Here is a 17,403-nt window from a genome sequence, read left to right on the forward strand (position 1 = left end):
ATAAGTGCTAGCGAGTCTACTGAAGGTAGACTCACTAATGTTTTAGAAGATAGCTTAGAATGGCATCGGATAGCGGTTAAATACGTCAGCGATTTTATCGTTAGCTTCATCGCTTAATTGCACCGAGAAAGCATCGATATTTTCTTTCAACTGCGCCATCGATGTTGCACCAATAATTGTTGAACTCACACCATCTACTTGATTACACCAAGCAAGCGCGAGCTGTGAAGGCGTTAAATTAAAGGCGTTAGCAATTTCAACATATTCAGCAATTGCAGCTTGCGATTGTGCTGTGTCTCTAAATAGGCCATTACGTTGTACTAGCGTCCAGCGGCTACCTTCTGGGCGCGCACCATTTAAGTACTTACCACTTAACATGCCACCACCCAGCGGTGACCATGGTAGGTAAGCAATATCTTCATGAATACATTGCTCAATCAAATACGGCCAATCTTTGGCATGTAACAAACTAAACTCGTTTTGAATTGATACCATACGCGGAAGGTTATGTTGTTCGCTTAAACGAAGGTACTGGCTAATGCCCCACGGAGTATCATCAGATAAACCACAGTGTTTAATTTTACCTGCTTTTACACAATCATTCAGACCTTCGAGGATATCTAACATGCCAGCGATATTTTGCTCGGTGTCAGCCTCCGAGAAGCGCACTTTACCTGGCCACTGTTTACCAAAGTGTGGCGAAGTACGATTAGGCCAATGTAACTGGTATAAATCGATAACATCAGTTTGTAAGCGTTTGAGTGAAGCATCAACAGCTTCAACTACTGCCTGGCGAGTAATGTCGCCCGCATCGCGTACCCAAGGCAAACCGTTACCTGCAATTTTAGTGGCAATAACAAGGTTATCGCGTTTGTCTTTGTTACGAGCTAACCAGTTACCGATGATCTGTTCTGTTTTACCATAGGTGTCAGGAGAAGGTGGCACTGCATACATTTCTGCAGTATCGATAAAGTTAACGCCTTTATCTAATGCATAGGCGATTTGTTCATCGGCATCGGCTTGGTTGTTTTGCATACCCCATGTCATGCTACCTAAGCAAACACGAGATACATCAATACCACTTCGACCAAGTGGGCTATAAAGCATAATAGATCCTTGTTAATCGCTAGAATGGGCTTTAAGTGCAGCTAATAACTCATCATTTAACTGCGCTTTTTTACCCGTTTTAAAATTAAACATTACCACTTGTGATGAGCCAATGGTTGTTACAGCATCTTGGCTTTCACTAAATACAGTGTAATGCATCATAAAACGATCTTGTTCAATGTCACTAACCTTAACACCAACATGCACCGTATCAGGAAATGTTACCGGGCGTTTATAGCGAGCATTGTTTTCGCTGATCACCGGGCCAACACCTGTTACTTGTAAATCTTTAAGAAAACCTAATTGAGTAAAAAAATCGATACGGGCTGTTTCGAAGTAGCGAAAATACACTACATTGTTGACGTGTTGCAGGGCATCCATTTCACCCCATGCAACATTGATTTTTGTTCTGATAGGGTGTTGTTCTATAAACGATTGCATAGTAAATCTTCATTGATTGTGAGATAACTTAGGTTAGCAATATGCAGCTTTTAGCTCAAGGTAATTAGAAAGCTCAGTATATTGTGCTAGATTTATAAGTTCACGCTTACGTAAAGTGTGCACTGGTTTAACACACATTGAAGGATCTTAATTATGCAGCAACTCACTTTGAAAGCGGCTAAGTGGATCGCTCTTTTCATCCTCCTTGCGCTCGCTCTGCTGTGTTACAGCATGGGCACAATGTCAGGATTCATCGTCTTAATTGGTGTAGGGTTGCTACTTGAGGCGGCATTCTGGCTGTTTGGAGCACGGCTTGTTAGCCGGAAAAAATCATCACAGCAAACAAACGAGCAAACAAGTTAAATTACCTAGCTTGCACATTCGGGTCGTTTAAATAATAATAACTGTATAAATAAACAGTTGTTGTATGTTAGATGAAAAAATTCATTCATATTGATATGGATTGCTTTTATGCGGCCGTTGAAATGCGTGATAACCCAGCCCTTGCCAATGTGCCACTGGCTATAGGCGGAAATAGTCGTCGCGGGGTTCTTTCTACAGCCAATTATATTGCCCGTAAATATGGTGTGCGTTCGGCGATGTCGAACTACCACGCCAAACAATTGTGCCCCGATCTGGTTATCGTGCCCGGACGAATGCAGGTCTATAAAGAAATTTCTACACAAATTCGCGCTATTTTTGCAAAGTACACTGACCTTATTGAGCCGTTATCGTTAGATGAAGCCTACCTAGATGTAACCGACAGTACCGCATGCAAAGGCAGCGCAACACTGATGGCGCAGCAAATTCGCCAAGAAATCTATAACACCACCGGGCTGACAGCCTCTGCAGGTGTTGCTCCGATTAAGTTTATTGCCAAAATTGCCAGTGATGAAAACAAGCCTAATGGACAGTTTGTTGTATTGCCTGAGGAGGTTGATGACTTTTTGGCGAGTTTACCGCTTGGTAAAATTCCTGGTGTAGGTAAGGTGACATTAGAAAAGTTGCAACTGAAAGGGCTTTACACTGGGGCTGATGTGCGCGCGAAAGGGGTTAATTGGATGCAGCAACACATTGGTAATTTTGGCGTGTCTTTATACCAAAAATGTGCAGGTGAATACGTTGGCAAGGTGTCAACTGAGCGAGTACGTAAGTCACTTAGTGTTGAGCATACCTATGAGTACAACAAAAATAATTTAGACGAATGTTTAAGCCAGTTACCCCGTTTAATGGAGGAATTAACTCGCCGTCTAGATAAACAGCAATTAAGTAACCGCATCAATAAATTATCGGTAAAAGTAAAGTTTGCCAACTTTGTTGTTACCAGTGCCGATCAAAGCCATCACCAATTAGACGAACGCATTTTTTCTGAGTTAATGAGTAAAGCCTATGAGCGAGGCAACAACCAGCCAGTACGCCTGTTAGGGATAGGTGTCGGAATAAAGAGTCAAGCTCACGAGCATTTTCAGCTGAGTATATTAGACTAAAGGTTAACACCTTGGTGCTTGAAAGTTTGTTAGTGTCTAGTTGGGGTGCTAGGCCTATCTAGTTCAACACCTTAGACAACATTATAACTTAACAAGAGAGATGACTATGCAATCGGTCGTAATCGTGCTGCTCGGAATAGTCGGTATGTTGTTCGGATGGTTCTTTTATTCGAAATTCATCGCCGAAAAAATATTTAAAATGGATGATAATTTTGTCACACCTGCTCATGAACTTGAGGATGGTGTGGATTATGTGCCAACCAACAAAGTTGTGTTATGGGGTCACCATTTCACTTCTGTTGCAGGTGCAGCGCCAATTGTTGGCCCTGCGATTGCCGTATATTGGGGCTGGGTGCCTGCGGTACTTTGGGTGGTATTTGGTACTATCTTTTTTGCTGGTGTTCACGACATGGGGGCTCTATGGGCCAGTGCGCGTAACAAAGGCAAATCAATGGGCGCTTTATCTGAAAGCGTAATTGGTAAACGCACCCGTGCGTTATTTATGATTGTAGTGTTTTTAGTACTGCTGATGGTGAATGCGGTATTTGGTGTGGTAATTGCCAAATCATTTGTATCTCAACCTAACGCTGTTTTTCCTGCTTGGTCAGCGATTGTCGTGGCGTTAGTCATTGGTCAGTTGCTACGCCGTAAAGTGTCGTTAATTCCACTTTGTTTAATTGGTGTGGGGATCCTTTATTACACTATTTACCTTGGTAGTAGCATGCCAATTGCATTACCTGATGAAATGTTTGGCTTAAGTGCGAATGCGAACTGGATCATCATCTTATTTATTTATGCGGCAATTGCTTCATTACTCCCTGTATGGATGCTGTTACAGCCACGTGACTTCATCAACGGTATGCAGCTATTAGTGGGATTAGTACTGCTTTATGGTGCGGTATTTATTTCAATGCCTGATATCACAGCGCCTGCTTTCAATACTCAAACGGCGGTTGATACACCAAGTATTATTCCATTGCTATTTGTGACCATAGCCTGTGGTGCGGTATCTGGCTTCCACGGTATTGTCTCTTCAGGTACTAGCTCTAAGCAGCTTAACAAAGAAACTGATGGCCGCTTTGTTGGTTACTTAGGTGCGGTAGGCGAAGGTATGCTTGCGCTTATTACATTGGTTGCAGTAAGTGGTGTGGCGCTTGCGGTATCTCCAGAAGAATGGCATGAAATTTACAGCCACTTAGGTGCCGGTAGTGTGAGTGCCTTTATTAATGGTGGCGCTAATCTAATTGAAAACGGCTGGGGTATTTCGCAAGAAGTCGCCTCAACATTACTTGCCGTAATGGTGGTGCTGTTTGCGGGGACTACGATGGACTCTGGCGTTCGTCTGCAGCGTTATATCATCCAAGAATGGGGCGATATTTATAATATCAGCATTATTCGAAACGGTGTGGTTGCGACGTTAGTTGCTGTACTTTGCTGTTTACTGCTTGCTTTTGGTGCTGGTGGCGCTGATGGTAGCGGCGGTATGATCATTTGGCCGTTATTCGGCTCGACTAACCAAATCCTTGCAAGCTTAACCTTACTGGTTATATCGGTAATGCTTATTAAAGCGAATCGCCCGGCAAAATACACCTTGATCCCAATGAGCTTCGTATTAGTTATGGCGTTCTTTGCTGGGGTTATCAAACTTGGCGAATACTACCAACAAGGTAACTGGTTACTGGTGACACTTGATTTGTTAGTACTGGTTGTGAGTGTTTTGGTTATGCTTGAAGCTTGGTCTGTGATTGTTAAGCATCGTAAAGACTCAGCACACATTACAGAGCAGTAAACTTAGCTTGCCAGCCTTATAGTTAGCTATCTTACTTGGCTGGCAATAGCGCTCTAAATCAATGATAATAAGGTCCTATGTTTCTAACAGCAGGACCTTTTTTATGGCATACCCTCATGCAGTTGCAGCCCCGCAATTAGCGGATGCAAATCACGATGCATTGATTATTATCGGTGATGATTTTTCTTCTTTAGCAGACGCAAGCTTAAGCCAAGCTATTAGCGCTCAACAAGCTGTAGACGCGCGTATTGGCAAACAAGTGACATTACTTGTCATTGACTCTAAACGCGTGATTTTAGCCCCTACAGGCCCTCTAAACCGTGATTATGATGATGTACGCCGTTACTTTGACGCGGCAAAGCAAGGTGTACTAGAAGCCAAAGCATCGGGGAGCACTCAGCCTGCTATTTTACTTGCTAATATAAATCAAGACAGCCGTTACAAGCATGCCCTTGAAGTGGCGTATTTAGGTGCTTGCCAAGCATTGTGGCAACCACTTGAAGCACGTGAGTTCCACGGTCAGGCGATTGAACCAATTAGCCAAATTAGCCTAGTGGGCGCAGATGCAGCGATGGTTAAAGCAGTGAATGCCATTGCTGCGGGTCAATACGCTGCACGTGACTTATGTGGTACCGAGCCTGAGCGTATGGCACCACCTCGCTTTGCTGATTATTGCGTTGAGTTATTTGCCGGTAGCAAGGTGTCTGTAGAAGTGATTTCAGATATCAACACTATCGATAAAGATTACCCAATGATGAGCACAGTAGCGCGTGCATCTTACGCTGTTGAGCGTCATCATCCGCGTGTTGTAAAACTAGAGTATGTTCCTGAAAGCGACGTTGAGCGCACCCTAATGTTTGTTGGTAAAGGTTTAGTTTACGATACCGGTGGTGCTGACCTTAAAGTGGGTGGCTTTATGGCTGGTATGAGCCGCGATAAAGGCGGTGCAGCTTCGGTTGCTGGCTTTATGAAATCAGTGGCTGACTTTGCACCAAAAGGCGTAAAAGTGATTGCTTATTTAGCCGTAGTTCGTAACTCAATTGGTTCTGATTGTTTTGTTCCTGATGAAATCATTACCAGCCGTGAAGGCGTTCGCGTTCGTATCGGTAACACAGATGCAGAAGGCCGTTTAGCAATGGGTGACTTACTAAGCGAAATGAAAGATCGCGCTTTAAACGAAGTAAATCCAGAGTTATTCACTGTTGCAACATTAACAGGCCACGCAGCACGTGCGATGGGGCCTTACAGTGCGTATGTTGAAAATGGTCCAGCTCGCGCAGCGAAAATTTCACGCCAAATTGCTGATTTAGGCGATTTATGGGCAGATGGCGCCGAAGTATCTCGTAGCCGTCGTGAAGATTATGACTTCATTCGTCCTCGCACGTTAGCTGACGATGTATTATCAAGTAATAATGCAGCTTCTGCAGTGACTGCTCGTGGTCACCAGTTCCCAATGGCATTCTTAGCAATTGTCGGTGGCTTAGATAAACATGGCACTGAATCAGCGCAACCATTACCGTATGTTCATATGGACATCGCAGGTAGCGGCGTAGAAGGTGGTGATTGGCAACATGGTAAGCCTACCGCAGCAACAGTAAGCAGCTTATTCGCTCGTTATTGTTTATAAGCTAAAAGCTATAAGTTTTTAGTTTTAAAAGCCCCGCACAGTAGTGCGGGGCTTTTTTTGTGCTTGGTTATTTTCTATTGCTTGGTAAATATAATGCAATAAATTAATCTGTTTTAATGGCTTTTTAATTATTATCTTTTGTTTTAGTTAGTTTTATCTTGTACGCTAAATTTGTAAATGGATTTTTATATATGGATATGGTCTTGCACTCAAATAAGATTTTATTTTCTTTTTATATTTTTTCACTTCTTGTGTAGTTTAAGTTTTCATGTTCTTTATTGACTTATATTTTAAATTCAAGTTTTTAATTTTAATTAATTATCTCTAATTTTTTAAGGGATGTATAAAAGGAAGTGATTATGAATAAACTATTTTTTCTATTCATTATAGGGGTTGTTTTTTCTACTAATGCTAAGCAGGTATCTGTACCACTTGCCAGCAATGGTGATGGTGAGATTGTTGTTATTGCTAGTATTCAACAGACTGATAATTATAGTGGACAAGACTTACTGACAAAAAAGGCACCAAGTAAAGAGCTGCAAGCACTGCAGCAGTATTATCGTTTTGCAAAAGCTGATAACACAAAACAATTACTGACCACTCTTTTTGAGGGAGATGGTACACGGGCTAACATTAGTAAAGAATTGAAACGCAGGCCCGATAAATTTTCAAACTACAACAAGCTAAGTGCTCTTGAGCTAAATAATAACTACCTATGGGGAGAGTATGCAGTGCTCTCACTTGATTGGGGAATTAATGGTAAAGCAATGAGTTGGTACGATGCAGTCTATTGTAGTCAACAGCGAAGATGTGCAGTAAGCGATATGATGGTAAGGGGAAGTGATAACTCTGGCATGGTATCAAGTGTTATTGCCTTAGCTGAACATAAACCACATTTTAAAAGCACAAAAAGCTTTGATTTTACAGTGGATTACTTTCCTGATTACGGCGTTAATAAAGTAAACCCCGTTACTGTTAAGTTCGATTTAACTCCTTTAGCTTCTAAAGTTACCTTTAGCAAAGGTAGCTCTGCAGAGGTTAATGTAAACAAAGATAAGGGTTTGGCTAATATAAACAAATATATTCAAGCAGTATGGCAACATAGTAAAGATACAACAGAATTTTGGCACAATTATGATCCACAAGTATTAATACCTGTTATGTATGGTGAGCAGGATATGAGTATTAAATATTATACAGCGACAGCGTACATGCAGTTTATTGGTAATATAAGTGAAATAAAATTTGTGACGACACTAAAAACAAAAGAAACAATTTATTATATTGCTAAAGTAAAGCATGCTGAATTTTCAAACTACATGTTGTTTGCAGTAGATAAAAAAAGCCATAAATTAAAACATTCATATGATGAACCTCTATTTAGCTCTGTACTTACTAGCCGCGAATTTTATAACAAGTTAAATGCAACACAATTTTAGAGGGATTTATGTTCAAAGAAGGTGAAGAGGTTTTAACTTTTAGAATGGGGGGGGAGCTAATTTTAAAGCCGCTTTTTTGCTTGCTTGTAATGAGAAGGTATATGTGAAAAAAACTTTTCTAGGTAGTATGTTTCCTTATTTTTTTTATATTCCACTTATCCTTACTTTTTGTAAAATATCATATGAATTTTTTATTATGGAGGAATATAAACTTATTGTTGTATGTTTTGTTTTTTACTCCTTTCTTGCTAGTTTTTTTATTTTTATTTTTAGAAAATCTCGAGTAAAAAAAGAGTTCGACTTTGAGTCTGGTTATTACAAAGAGGGTGGCAAAAAGCTTGTGCGTATTGAAGATATCAGCCAGTTTTTAGTTATTTCTCACTATTGTTCAAGTAGTAGTGGTTCGCCTTATACAGCTTTTCAGTTTGGCTTTTATTGCAAGGAAAATAAAGGGTATGTGTTAATGGATCATAGTAGCTATTCGAGTATTAAACGTGATGTGCAAATGATTTCAGAGCGGTTGAATGTGCCATACGAAATTCTAAATGAGCATGATAAATATAAGCCTAATCCTATAAGAGCTTTTTAATAAGTTAAATGCAACACAATTTTAGAGGGGTTTATGTTCAAAGAAGGTGAAGAGGTTTTAACTTTCACAAATGGTGGCGGAGCTAATCATAAAACAGCTTATTTGATTGCTGGTAATAATAAAGTTCATGTAAAGAAAACTTTTCTAGGTAGTGTATTTCCTTATTTCTTTTATGTTCCGCTTGTTTTGATTTTTTTAATGTTTTCTTATGTGACATTAGTTCTCGGTAGTTATTATTTACTAATTGTTTGTTTTTTTGTTTGTTTTGTTTTTGGTTTTTTAGTTTTTTTAATTTTTAAATCATCACGAGTGAAAAAAGAGTTTGATTTTAACTCTGGCTATTACAAAGAGGATGGTAAAGAGCTTGTGCGTATTGAAGATATTAGCCAGTTTTTTGTTATTTCTCATTATTGCCCAGGTGGTAGTGGTTCGTCTTATACTGCGCTTCAGTTTGGGTTTTATAGTAAACAAAATAAAGGGTATGTGTTAATGGATCATAGCAACTATTCGAGTATTGAACGTGATGTGCAAATGATTTCAGAGCGGTTGAATGTGCCATACGAAATTCTAAATGAGCATGATAAATATAAGCCTAATCCTATAAGGGCCTTTTAATTAAGGTACTACTATTTATTCAATTAGCAGCAAGCTAATTCATTGTAAAAGCCCCGCACAGCTGTACGGGGCTTTTTTGTGGCGTTAGTCGAGCTTGAAGCGGTTTACGACATCACTTAACGCTTGTGAGCTTTGCTTTAAGTTTTCACTGGCGTTCGAAAGTCCTTCGGTATTCGACAGTGATTGCTCGGTTGATTGTGAAAGCTCATTAATCCGTAAATTAACCTCATCTGCGGCGCTGGTTTGTTGCTCAGTAGCGCGGGCGATTTGGCTGTTCATATCTTTAATAATAGAGACAAGTCGCTCAATCTCACTCAATGAGCTATTTGCTTCACCTGCTTGTGAAACTGTTTCGGTTGATAACTGTTGGCTTGCTGATACAGCATCAACAGCAGCTTGTGCGCCTGTTTGTAGTTTACTGATCATGGCTTGAATTTCGTCGGTACTTTTACCTGTGCGACTTGCTAATGTACGTACTTCGTCAGCGACAACGGCAAAGCCTCGTCCTTGCTCGCCAGCACGAGCTGCTTCAATGGCAGCATTGAGTGCCAGTAAGTTGGTCTGCTCAGCAATGCTGCGGATAACATCAAGTACTGAGCCAATGTTGTTACTCTCTGCAGCAAGATCCGCCGTTACCTTACTCACTTGTTCAATATTATGCGACAGTGTCTCAATGGCGGTAATGGTCTTGTTAAGAACCTGCTTGCCCGCTTCGGCATTTTGCGCGGCTTCATTAGCGGCATGCTCAGCTTGATCGGCATTTTGACTAACATCGTGAATTTGATGAGTCATTTGTTCCATTGCGGTTGCTACTTGAGTTGAGCTATCGTTTTGTAGCTCAATAAAAGAGTGATTTGTTTTACTGGCATCATCAACACTATGGGCAAACTGATTAACTTGCTCGGCATTGTGGGCAACATGTTTCAGTGACTCACGCATTTTTGCGGTGTACAAATTAAAGTAGCGCGATAAACGAGACACTTCATCATTGCCATTTTCATCAAGCTTTTGGGTTAAGTCGCCTTCACCTTGCGAGATGTCTTTCATCATGTCGGCGGCAAGTTGTGTCGGGCGCAAGATGCTATTGGCAATGAGGTAGCTTAGTGCAACTAGTAGGGCAATGATCACTACCGCGATAATAATCACATTGTTACGTAGCGAAGAGAATGCTTCTTCAATAGTATCAATATAGACACCAGAACCAACAATCCATTGCCATTTATCAAAGCCTTTTACGTAGGCAATTTTATCAACCGGCTCGTCTTTACCTGGCTTTGGCCACTTATAAGGAATAAAACCTTCACCTTGTTTTTTGACGATATTAACCATATCGACAAATAACAACACGCCATCTGGATCTTTACTGCCCGCTAGCGATTTACCATTTAATTCGGGCTTAAACGGGTGCATGACCATAACGGGTTGATAATCGTTGATCCAAAAGTAATTGTTGTTGTCGTAACGAAGTGCTGAAATTGTTTCGAGGGCTGCTTGTTTTGCTTGTTGCTCACTCAGCTTACCTTGCTCAAACAACGCATAGTTATGCTCAATGATAGAGTAAGCAGATTCAACAAGGTTTTGGGTTTTAATGTATTGCTCATGTTTTAGCGAGCTGTATTGCTGCGTTAAACTCGAGACGCTTAAAAATATCAGCCCTATAACGACCACACTCACTAACATGGCGAGGCGCTGAAAAATTGTAAAACGGCGTAAATTCATGTGTGTTCCTTCGTCATGCTCATAGGAGCAATGTATTAAGCGTAGCCAAAATAGGTCGAAAATCTAGTTAAATAGTAGAATACATTGAGACAAAAAAAAGGCTGATTTAACAATCAGCCTTTAGTCTAAGTTACCGAAATAAAACGTGATTACTCAACGTTAAAGTGTCGGTTGAAGAAACTTGTGATGGTTTGGTGTAAGTGCGTTTGTACGCTCTTACCACGTAAACTGTGTTTTGAGCCCGGATAAGTCATCATTTCGAACTGTTTTTCTTGATCTTGCAGTTGTTTAAATAACTTAGTGGCATGAGTAAATAACACGTTATCATCAGCCATACCGTGGTAAATCATCAGTGGGCCTTTTAAGCCTTCGGCATATGGGAAAACTGCACTTGCTTCGTAGCCTTTTGCGTTAGTTGCAGGGTGACCTACATAACGCTCAGTGTAGTGAGTGTCGTAAAGTGCCCAATCAGTTACTGGCGCACCAGAAACACCGGCTTTGAAGTAGTCGCCCGCTTTAAACATAGTCATAAGCGCCATGTAACCACCGTAGCTGTGGCCATAAATACCAATACGCTCAGGGTCAACGTAATCAAGGGTGCGTAAGAACTCGACACCTTTAATTTGGTCTGCCACTTCAGCCACACCTAAGTGCTTATAAATCACGTCTTCAAACTTTTTACCACGGTTGTATGAACCACGGTTATCAAGTTGAAAAATAACATAGCCTTGTTGTGCCATGTACTGGAAGTATAAGTTTTTACTACGCCAGCTGTTCGTTACACGCTGGGCATGAGGACCGCCATATACGTTAACAATAACCGGGTGCTTTTTACCATCTTGGTAATTAGTTGGCTTGAATATACGGTAATGCATAATTTGTCCGTCTTCAGCCTTTAACGTGCCGTATTCAGGCGTGATCAAATCAGCTAGGTAAGGCGTTAATGGGTGTGACTTATCTAACTTGTTTTCTTCAAGCCAAGTGATAAATTCGCCATTAATTTTACGTAATGCTGCAGAGCCAGGCTTATTCACTGATGAGCTGTTATCGATAAAGGTTTTGTTATCTTTAGCAATCACCACATTATGGTAAGCACCTAGCTCAGTTACGCGTTTAATTTCGCCTTTTTTGAATAGCGGTACGCTGTAAAGGTGGCTCTCAAGTGCTGTATCTTTGCGACCTGCAAAATAAACAATGCCTTTTTTCTCGTCTATACCTTTTAAACTATCAACAACCCATTCGCCTTGAGTGATTTGACGGATCATTTCACCATTTGTGCGATACAAATACAGGTGTTTAAAGCCGTCGCGCTCAGATGCCCAAACGAAATGTTTTTTATCGTTTAAGAACTGCAAATCAAAGTGCAGGTTAATCCAAGTATCACTGGTTTCTGTTAGGGCAACTGTTTGCTTTTTAGTGTCGCTATTATAAAAACGTAACTCTAAGTTATGTTGCGAGCGGTCTTGCCACTGATAAGAAAGTGTTTTGTTATCTTTTAACCATTTTGCGCGAGCGATATAAATATCTTGATCGTCGCCTAAATCAACCCAGTCAGTTTTTTGGTTGTTAATGCTTACAACACCTAACTGAATTTTAACGTTGTCGGTACCTGTAAACGGGTAGCGTTGGTTAAAAAGCTTTACTTCATCGGCGTAAATCTCATTACGGATTGCTTCTTTTACTGGGCTTTCATCAACACGGGTATAAGCGATTTTAGACTCATCACCAGACCACCAGTAGCCAGTCATGCGGCCCATTTCTTCTTGCGCAACAAATTCGGCCATACCGTTTTTAATAACGCCGCCGCCATCTTTACTTAATTGGATTTCTTGACCCGTTTTTAAGTTAAGTGCATATAGGTTTTGCTCACGAATAAACGACACATAGTGGCCTTTGGGTGAGAAACGTGCATCGGTTTCGAATGCTTCTGTGTCGGTTAATTTACGGCTTTTTGCTGAAGCAAGCTCATAATAGTAAAGGTCGCCATTAAGCGGGAATAAAAGCGCTTTACCGTCTTTTGACCATTTATATTCTAAGATCCCTTTACCAAAAATACGTTGGCGCTCACGGCGTGCTTTTTCTTCATCAGATAAGTTTTCTGGGCCAGAAAATAGCGCAGCAGAGTCAACTAATAAGCGGTTTTTGTTATCTTTTAAGTTGTATTCCCATAAGTCGTAGCGATTGTAATCATCGGTTTTACCTTGCAGGTAAGTTACACGACTGCCATCTGGAGAGAATTTAAGTTGTACAGGCGCTTTACCTGCTAAGCTTGGATCGTCAAAAATACGTTCAAGAGTGAGTGGTTCAGCGGTCACACTGAATGCTGTTGCCACCACTGGCAAAGCAAGTGAGAGAGATTTAATTTTTTTTAGCACAAGGGTACCTTCGCTCGAATAAAAACTGCCACGATGGTAATGGTAAGCTTAGGCAACTGCAACAAAATGCTATAAAGTAGGAGATGTTTACCCATTATCAAAGGATTTATTGATGAAAAATGCCGATATGCTGTTTTCTTTGGCCCCAGAACTAGCACGAGACTGTATCGAACTTGCTGATTGGCCGTTATGCAAAGTGTTATTGATGAATGACAGCCAGTATCCGTGGTTCATTTTAGTTCCTAGGCAGGCAGGGTTAAGAGAAATCATTGATCTATCAGAAGAGCTGCAAATCGTTTTTTTACAAGAGTCAGCTAAGCTTAGTAAGTTGATTCAACAGGTATTCACACCAGATAAATTGAATGTGGCTGCACTTGGCAACATGGTGCCACAATTACACATTCACCATATCGCGCGCTTTAAATCTGACCCAGCATGGCCTGCGCCTGTGTGGGGCAAGCTCCCAGCCATCCCTTATACTGATGAGCAAATTAAACAGCTAAAAGCACACTTCTAATTGATGTAAAATAGCTAGGATGAACTAGGATAAATAAATGAAAGAATATAAGAGCACCTCGTAATGAAAATGTATATTTTTGTCGTGCTCTTTGCTTTGAGTTCAGCACCTAGCGTTGCGAAAAGTTATTATTTTGTTGGCAGTCATTTTCCATCGATTTTAGAACATAATGAACAAGGCCAGGTGGTTGGCCTTGGTGGCGATATTGCTCACGAAATATGTCGTCGGTTGGGGCATACGCTAGTTATTGATATTATGCCGTTGAAACGTGCCTTGAAGATGGTTGAACAAGGTCATGCTGATGCCATTATTGGCCCATACAAATCCCATTTGCGTGAACAGTACATGCATTATAGTGCTTTACCATTTTACGAAGACCCGATAGTTTTTTACACCAAACCGGATAGTGAGGTTACGTGGGTAGGTAATTTTGCCAGTTTACGAAAAGATACTATTGGGGTTATTCGCGGTTGGAACTATGGTGATGAGTTTAAACGCAATGCATCGAGTTTGTCGCTGTCTGAGGTCGCCAGTGTCAGGGCTAGCTTTTTGCAATTAATGTATGACAGGGTTGATGTTATCCTGACTCATCCTCGTGCTGCGAAACCTGTTATAGATAGTTTAAATATTAAAGATAAAGTGGTTATGCTATCGCCAATCGTGACAGTCAATCAAGGCTATTTTGGTTTTAGTAAAAGTCGTGAACTCGATGAATTTATTAATGCTTTTAATGCTGAGTTTCAAAAAATGTTGATCAACGGGGATATTGTTCGTTTGAACAAAAAGTATGAACTCAGCTTTGTCGCTCATCATTAAAAAACGCTGCATCATGGCAGCGTTTTTTATTTGAGTTTTGCTATTAATTACTGCAAGCGAGCGCCTGCAATAAACTTATAGACCCAATACTTCTTTACCTTGTTTAAAGGTAACATCAACAGGAATGTTTGCTTTACTTAGTTTTTCTAAGTCTTTTGCAAGTTCTGCTTTAATTTCACCATGAGTGGCGATTAATTGATCCACTTTTTGATAATCACCGTCACCTTGAATGGTAAGAATTAAGCGAGACAGTTTTTCCATTGCAAGGCTCATTTTCTCCATGTTAACGCTGTATAGGCCGTCAGCATTTTTAGAGAAAGCACCTTCTTCAGCAAAGAAGTTAAAGCGGATCATGTTCGCTTTACCGTGTGCGCTTGATGCACCAAAACGTACAGAGCGGAAGATACCTGCCATAAAGGTGATGTAGTAATCTTCTAATGTACCATCAGTGATTTCGCCTTTCTTAAGTAATTGCTCAACCATGTAAAGACCTAAGATATCGGCTTTACCTTCTTCAAGTGCGCTTGCATGCTCTTGCAATGATTGGCGAACAGTACCTTTATCGGTAATCGTGTTTTTGATACCTAAACCATGCGCTACTTCATGGAACATTGTGTTGGCAAAGAACGCATCAAAGGTAATGTGTTTACGTTGTTCAGGGACAATCAACTGCTCAGAGATAGGCACTAAGATTTTATCGAATTTAGCACGCATAGCGTTTTTAAGTTGCAGACGACGGGTGCCTTTTTCTAGTTGAACTTGCTCATCATTTGGTAGGTTGATAGCAATTGCTTTACTACCTGCATTAGAGTGGCCAGCATAGTAAACTACATCATACGCGTTCAGATCTGCATCAGAGCCAGGGACCTCTTGTTTGTACTTGTCGTCAACAGGTAAGCCTTTTTGCAGTTCAGGTAGAAACGCCGCAAACTTAGCTAGTCGTTCACTCCAGGCAAGATCTTTAACAAGCACATACGACTCATAGGCTGCACGATAACCGAATAGCTGATCTTCGTAAGTTTCAATCGGACCAATAACCACATCGATTGGGTTATTTTTCATATCCATCCATGCAAAATCAGAAGCTCTAAAGTCATCAGTCACAAGCGCATCTGCGCGCATGCTTAAGTAATTTGCAAATTCTTTATCATCAGCAAGCTGGCTTGCTTCGCGCAGTAAGTTGGCCGCTTTTTCAAGCTCTTGTGCGTATTCTACAGAATAAGCAACGCTATAAAGTAAACCTTTTTCGTCACGCTTAATGACAGAGTAAAGCCCTGTTTTATCATCTAAAATTGCTTTGTTTAGCTCTTCTTTGCTCATATCACGAGGATAAAACTCAGCGCCAGCTGCTTTTTCTTCATAGCCAGATAAAAAGACTTCATCGCCATTTAAGCGATCCCAAGGACCATAGTTGATATCAGCAAATTTTTGTATTTTCTGATCATTAATTTTCGCAAGGAAAGCATCTTTATTCTCACCAAATGCTTGGCGCCAGAATAGCTCATCCATTATTTTTGATGCATCAATTAACTTACCGATCATTTGTTTTTGGTTGTCGCTTAGATGGCTTAAATCTGATGTAAGGGTAAAGTCAGTATAAATATCTAAACGATTGCGATCGATATTAATTAGTTGCGGGTTATTTTCTTTAGCACTTTGCTCCGTTGTAGGTTTCGCTTCTGATGATGTTGCTGGTTGTTCAGAACATGCGCCAAGAAAAACAGCGCCAGATAAGATAAGTGCTTGGCTAATTTTATTTAATGTCATTTTTGCCCGTTCCCGATTTTTTGGTGAGAGTGATTGTTTAGAAAACAAAACGTGCACGCATTAAAGCAAAACTGATGCGTACCTGACAAGTTTACTCTATTTAGGGGTGTATTTAGCCTAAAATTATTAGCGAATAATAAAAAATAGATTATTGCTGTGATTTTCTTAACTTTAGCGCTAAGTTAGTCAATACTAAAACTATAATTAATTTAATAATGTCAGTCAGTAGCTTACCTGTAAAGTGAGCTACCCCAAGAGGATGGCACACATATGTCAACAGAAAATGCATTACTGACCATATTGGTCGATAGAATTAATAACGATACATTAGTACTACCTACATTGCCTGAAGTTGCAGTGAAGGTGAGGCAGGCTGCAGATAATCCAAACGTAAACCTAATGGACATGGCTGATGTTATTTCACACGACCCTGCATTATCAGCGCGAATGATAAAGGTAGCTAATAGTGCATTTATGGGGCGCTCAGTAAAAGTGACCAATTTGCATCAAGCGGTAACACGAATAGGCTTACGACAAATAAAAAACATCGCCACAGCAATGGCGATGGAGCAGCTGTTTGTGTCGCACAATGAGTTGATCAAAGGCTATATGGATAAGGCGTGGCAAAAAACCCTTAAAGTCGCGTGTCACTCAATTACTTTAATGGACTTCTTCTTACGCAGAAATAAGCAAACCTCGCTTAATCGCGACACAATTACTTTGGCGGCACTAGTTTATAACATTGGTGTATTGCCAATTTTAACTGAAGCTGAAAAGCATCCTGAAGTATTCGCAAACCCAAGTTTCCTTGCTCATGCTATCCAAAAGTTGGGCGGTAAAGTAGGTGGTGCAATTATGCGTGCTTGGGGCTTTACTGATGAGTTTGTCGAAGTTGCTGAAAGTTGGGCAAATCCAAACTATCGTCCAGAGCATATATGTTATGTCGACTTCATTCGTATTGGCGCGATATTAGAAGGGATCTTACAGGTTTCTGATAAGTCAGCAGCATTACAAACCTACATGGACAAAGGCGTGATTGAATCTCTTGATATGTTCAACGAAGATGAGTATCACGACATGCTTAATGAAGTAAAAGCAATTTTTACTGAATAACT

General features: G+C 40.6%; 15 protein-coding genes. 10 read left to right on the forward strand and 5 right to left on the reverse strand.

What is annotated here, in order from left to right:
* Positions 1–54: 54 nt before the first annotated feature.
* Both L1267_RS00930 and L1267_RS00935 read right to left on the reverse strand, forming a co-directional pair.
* The gene (locus tag L1267_RS00930) at positions 55–1,107 is read right to left on the reverse strand and encodes an aldo/keto reductase (RefSeq protein ID WP_135923664.1); all 1,053 of its coding nucleotides are present in this window, start codon (positions 1,105–1,107) and stop codon (positions 55–57) included.
* A 12-nt stretch (positions 1,108–1,119) separates the two neighbouring features.
* Positions 1,120–1,548, reverse strand: coding sequence for an acyl-CoA thioesterase (locus L1267_RS00935; protein ID WP_235381826.1), 429 nt, complete (start codon positions 1,546–1,548; stop codon positions 1,120–1,122).
* A gap of 153 nt (positions 1,549–1,701) precedes the next feature.
* Here L1267_RS00935 and L1267_RS00940 point away from each other — a divergent pair, with 153 nt between their 5' ends.
* From L1267_RS00940 to L1267_RS00970, 7 genes are all read left to right on the forward strand, one after another.
* Positions 1,702–1,911, forward strand: coding sequence for a hypothetical protein (locus L1267_RS00940; protein WP_135923666.1), 210 nt, complete (start codon positions 1,702–1,704; stop codon positions 1,909–1,911).
* 71 nt (positions 1,912–1,982) lie between these two features.
* Positions 1,983–3,035 (forward strand): DNA polymerase IV, encoded by a 1,053-nt coding sequence (gene dinB / locus L1267_RS00945; RefSeq protein WP_199526866.1) that lies wholly within the window; start codon positions 1,983–1,985, stop codon positions 3,033–3,035.
* Positions 3,036–3,141: 106 nt separating this feature from the next.
* The gene (locus L1267_RS00950; RefSeq protein ID WP_235381828.1) at positions 3,142–4,824 is read left to right on the forward strand and encodes a carbon starvation CstA family protein; all 1,683 of its coding nucleotides are present in this window, start codon (positions 3,142–3,144) and stop codon (positions 4,822–4,824) included.
* A gap of 103 nt (positions 4,825–4,927) precedes the next feature.
* Positions 4,928–6,451, forward strand: coding sequence for a M17 family metallopeptidase (locus L1267_RS00955; protein WP_235381830.1), 1,524 nt, complete (start codon positions 4,928–4,930; stop codon positions 6,449–6,451).
* Between the two features lie 359 nt (positions 6,452–6,810).
* Entirely contained in the window at positions 6,811–7,890 is a 1,080-nt protein-coding gene (locus tag L1267_RS00960) for a hypothetical protein (RefSeq protein ID WP_235381831.1), read from the forward strand.
* A gap of 103 nt (positions 7,891–7,993) precedes the next feature.
* On the forward strand, positions 7,994–8,479 hold the full coding sequence (locus L1267_RS00965; protein WP_199526869.1) for a hypothetical protein: 486 nt from the start codon (positions 7,994–7,996) through the stop codon (positions 8,477–8,479).
* Between the two features lie 33 nt (positions 8,480–8,512).
* A complete protein-coding gene (locus L1267_RS00970) occupies positions 8,513–9,094 on the forward strand; it encodes a hypothetical protein (protein WP_135923672.1) in 582 nt (193 codons plus the stop codon).
* A gap of 84 nt (positions 9,095–9,178) precedes the next feature.
* On the opposite strand, the gene L1267_RS00975 is transcribed toward L1267_RS00970, so the two are convergent.
* Both L1267_RS00975 and L1267_RS00980 read right to left on the reverse strand, forming a co-directional pair.
* Complete coding sequence (locus L1267_RS00975; RefSeq protein WP_235381833.1) at positions 9,179–10,813, reverse strand: methyl-accepting chemotaxis protein; 1,635 nt, start codon at positions 10,811–10,813, stop codon at positions 9,179–9,181.
* A 149-nt stretch (positions 10,814–10,962) separates the two neighbouring features.
* On the reverse strand, positions 10,963–13,188 hold the full coding sequence (locus tag L1267_RS00980) for a S9 family peptidase (protein WP_235381835.1): 2,226 nt from the start codon (positions 13,186–13,188) through the stop codon (positions 10,963–10,965).
* A gap of 112 nt (positions 13,189–13,300) precedes the next feature.
* Here L1267_RS00980 and L1267_RS00985 point away from each other — a divergent pair, with 112 nt between their 5' ends.
* Positions 13,301–13,705, forward strand: coding sequence for an HIT domain-containing protein (locus L1267_RS00985; protein ID WP_135923675.1), 405 nt, complete (start codon positions 13,301–13,303; stop codon positions 13,703–13,705).
* 63 nt (positions 13,706–13,768) lie between these two features.
* Complete coding sequence (locus L1267_RS00990) at positions 13,769–14,521, forward strand: substrate-binding periplasmic protein (protein ID WP_235381837.1); 753 nt, start codon at positions 13,769–13,771, stop codon at positions 14,519–14,521.
* Positions 14,522–14,596: 75 nt separating this feature from the next.
* Here L1267_RS00990 and L1267_RS00995 read toward each other — a convergent pair whose 3' ends face one another.
* Positions 14,597–16,288: a dipeptidyl-peptidase 3 family protein gene (locus L1267_RS00995; RefSeq protein WP_235381838.1), complete on the reverse strand. Its 1,692-nt coding sequence runs from the start codon at positions 16,286–16,288 to the stop codon at positions 14,597–14,599.
* Positions 16,289–16,558: 270 nt separating this feature from the next.
* On the opposite strand from L1267_RS00995, the gene L1267_RS01000 reads away from it, so the two are divergent.
* Positions 16,559–17,401, forward strand: a complete 843-nt coding sequence (locus L1267_RS01000; RefSeq protein ID WP_135923678.1) for an HDOD domain-containing protein — start codon at positions 16,559–16,561, stop codon at positions 17,399–17,401.
* Positions 17,402–17,403: the final 2 nt, after the last annotated feature.

The organism is Pseudoalteromonas sp. OFAV1 (genome assembly GCF_021532595.1).
Lineage (GTDB): Bacteria > Pseudomonadota > Gammaproteobacteria > Enterobacterales > Alteromonadaceae > Pseudoalteromonas > Pseudoalteromonas lipolytica_C.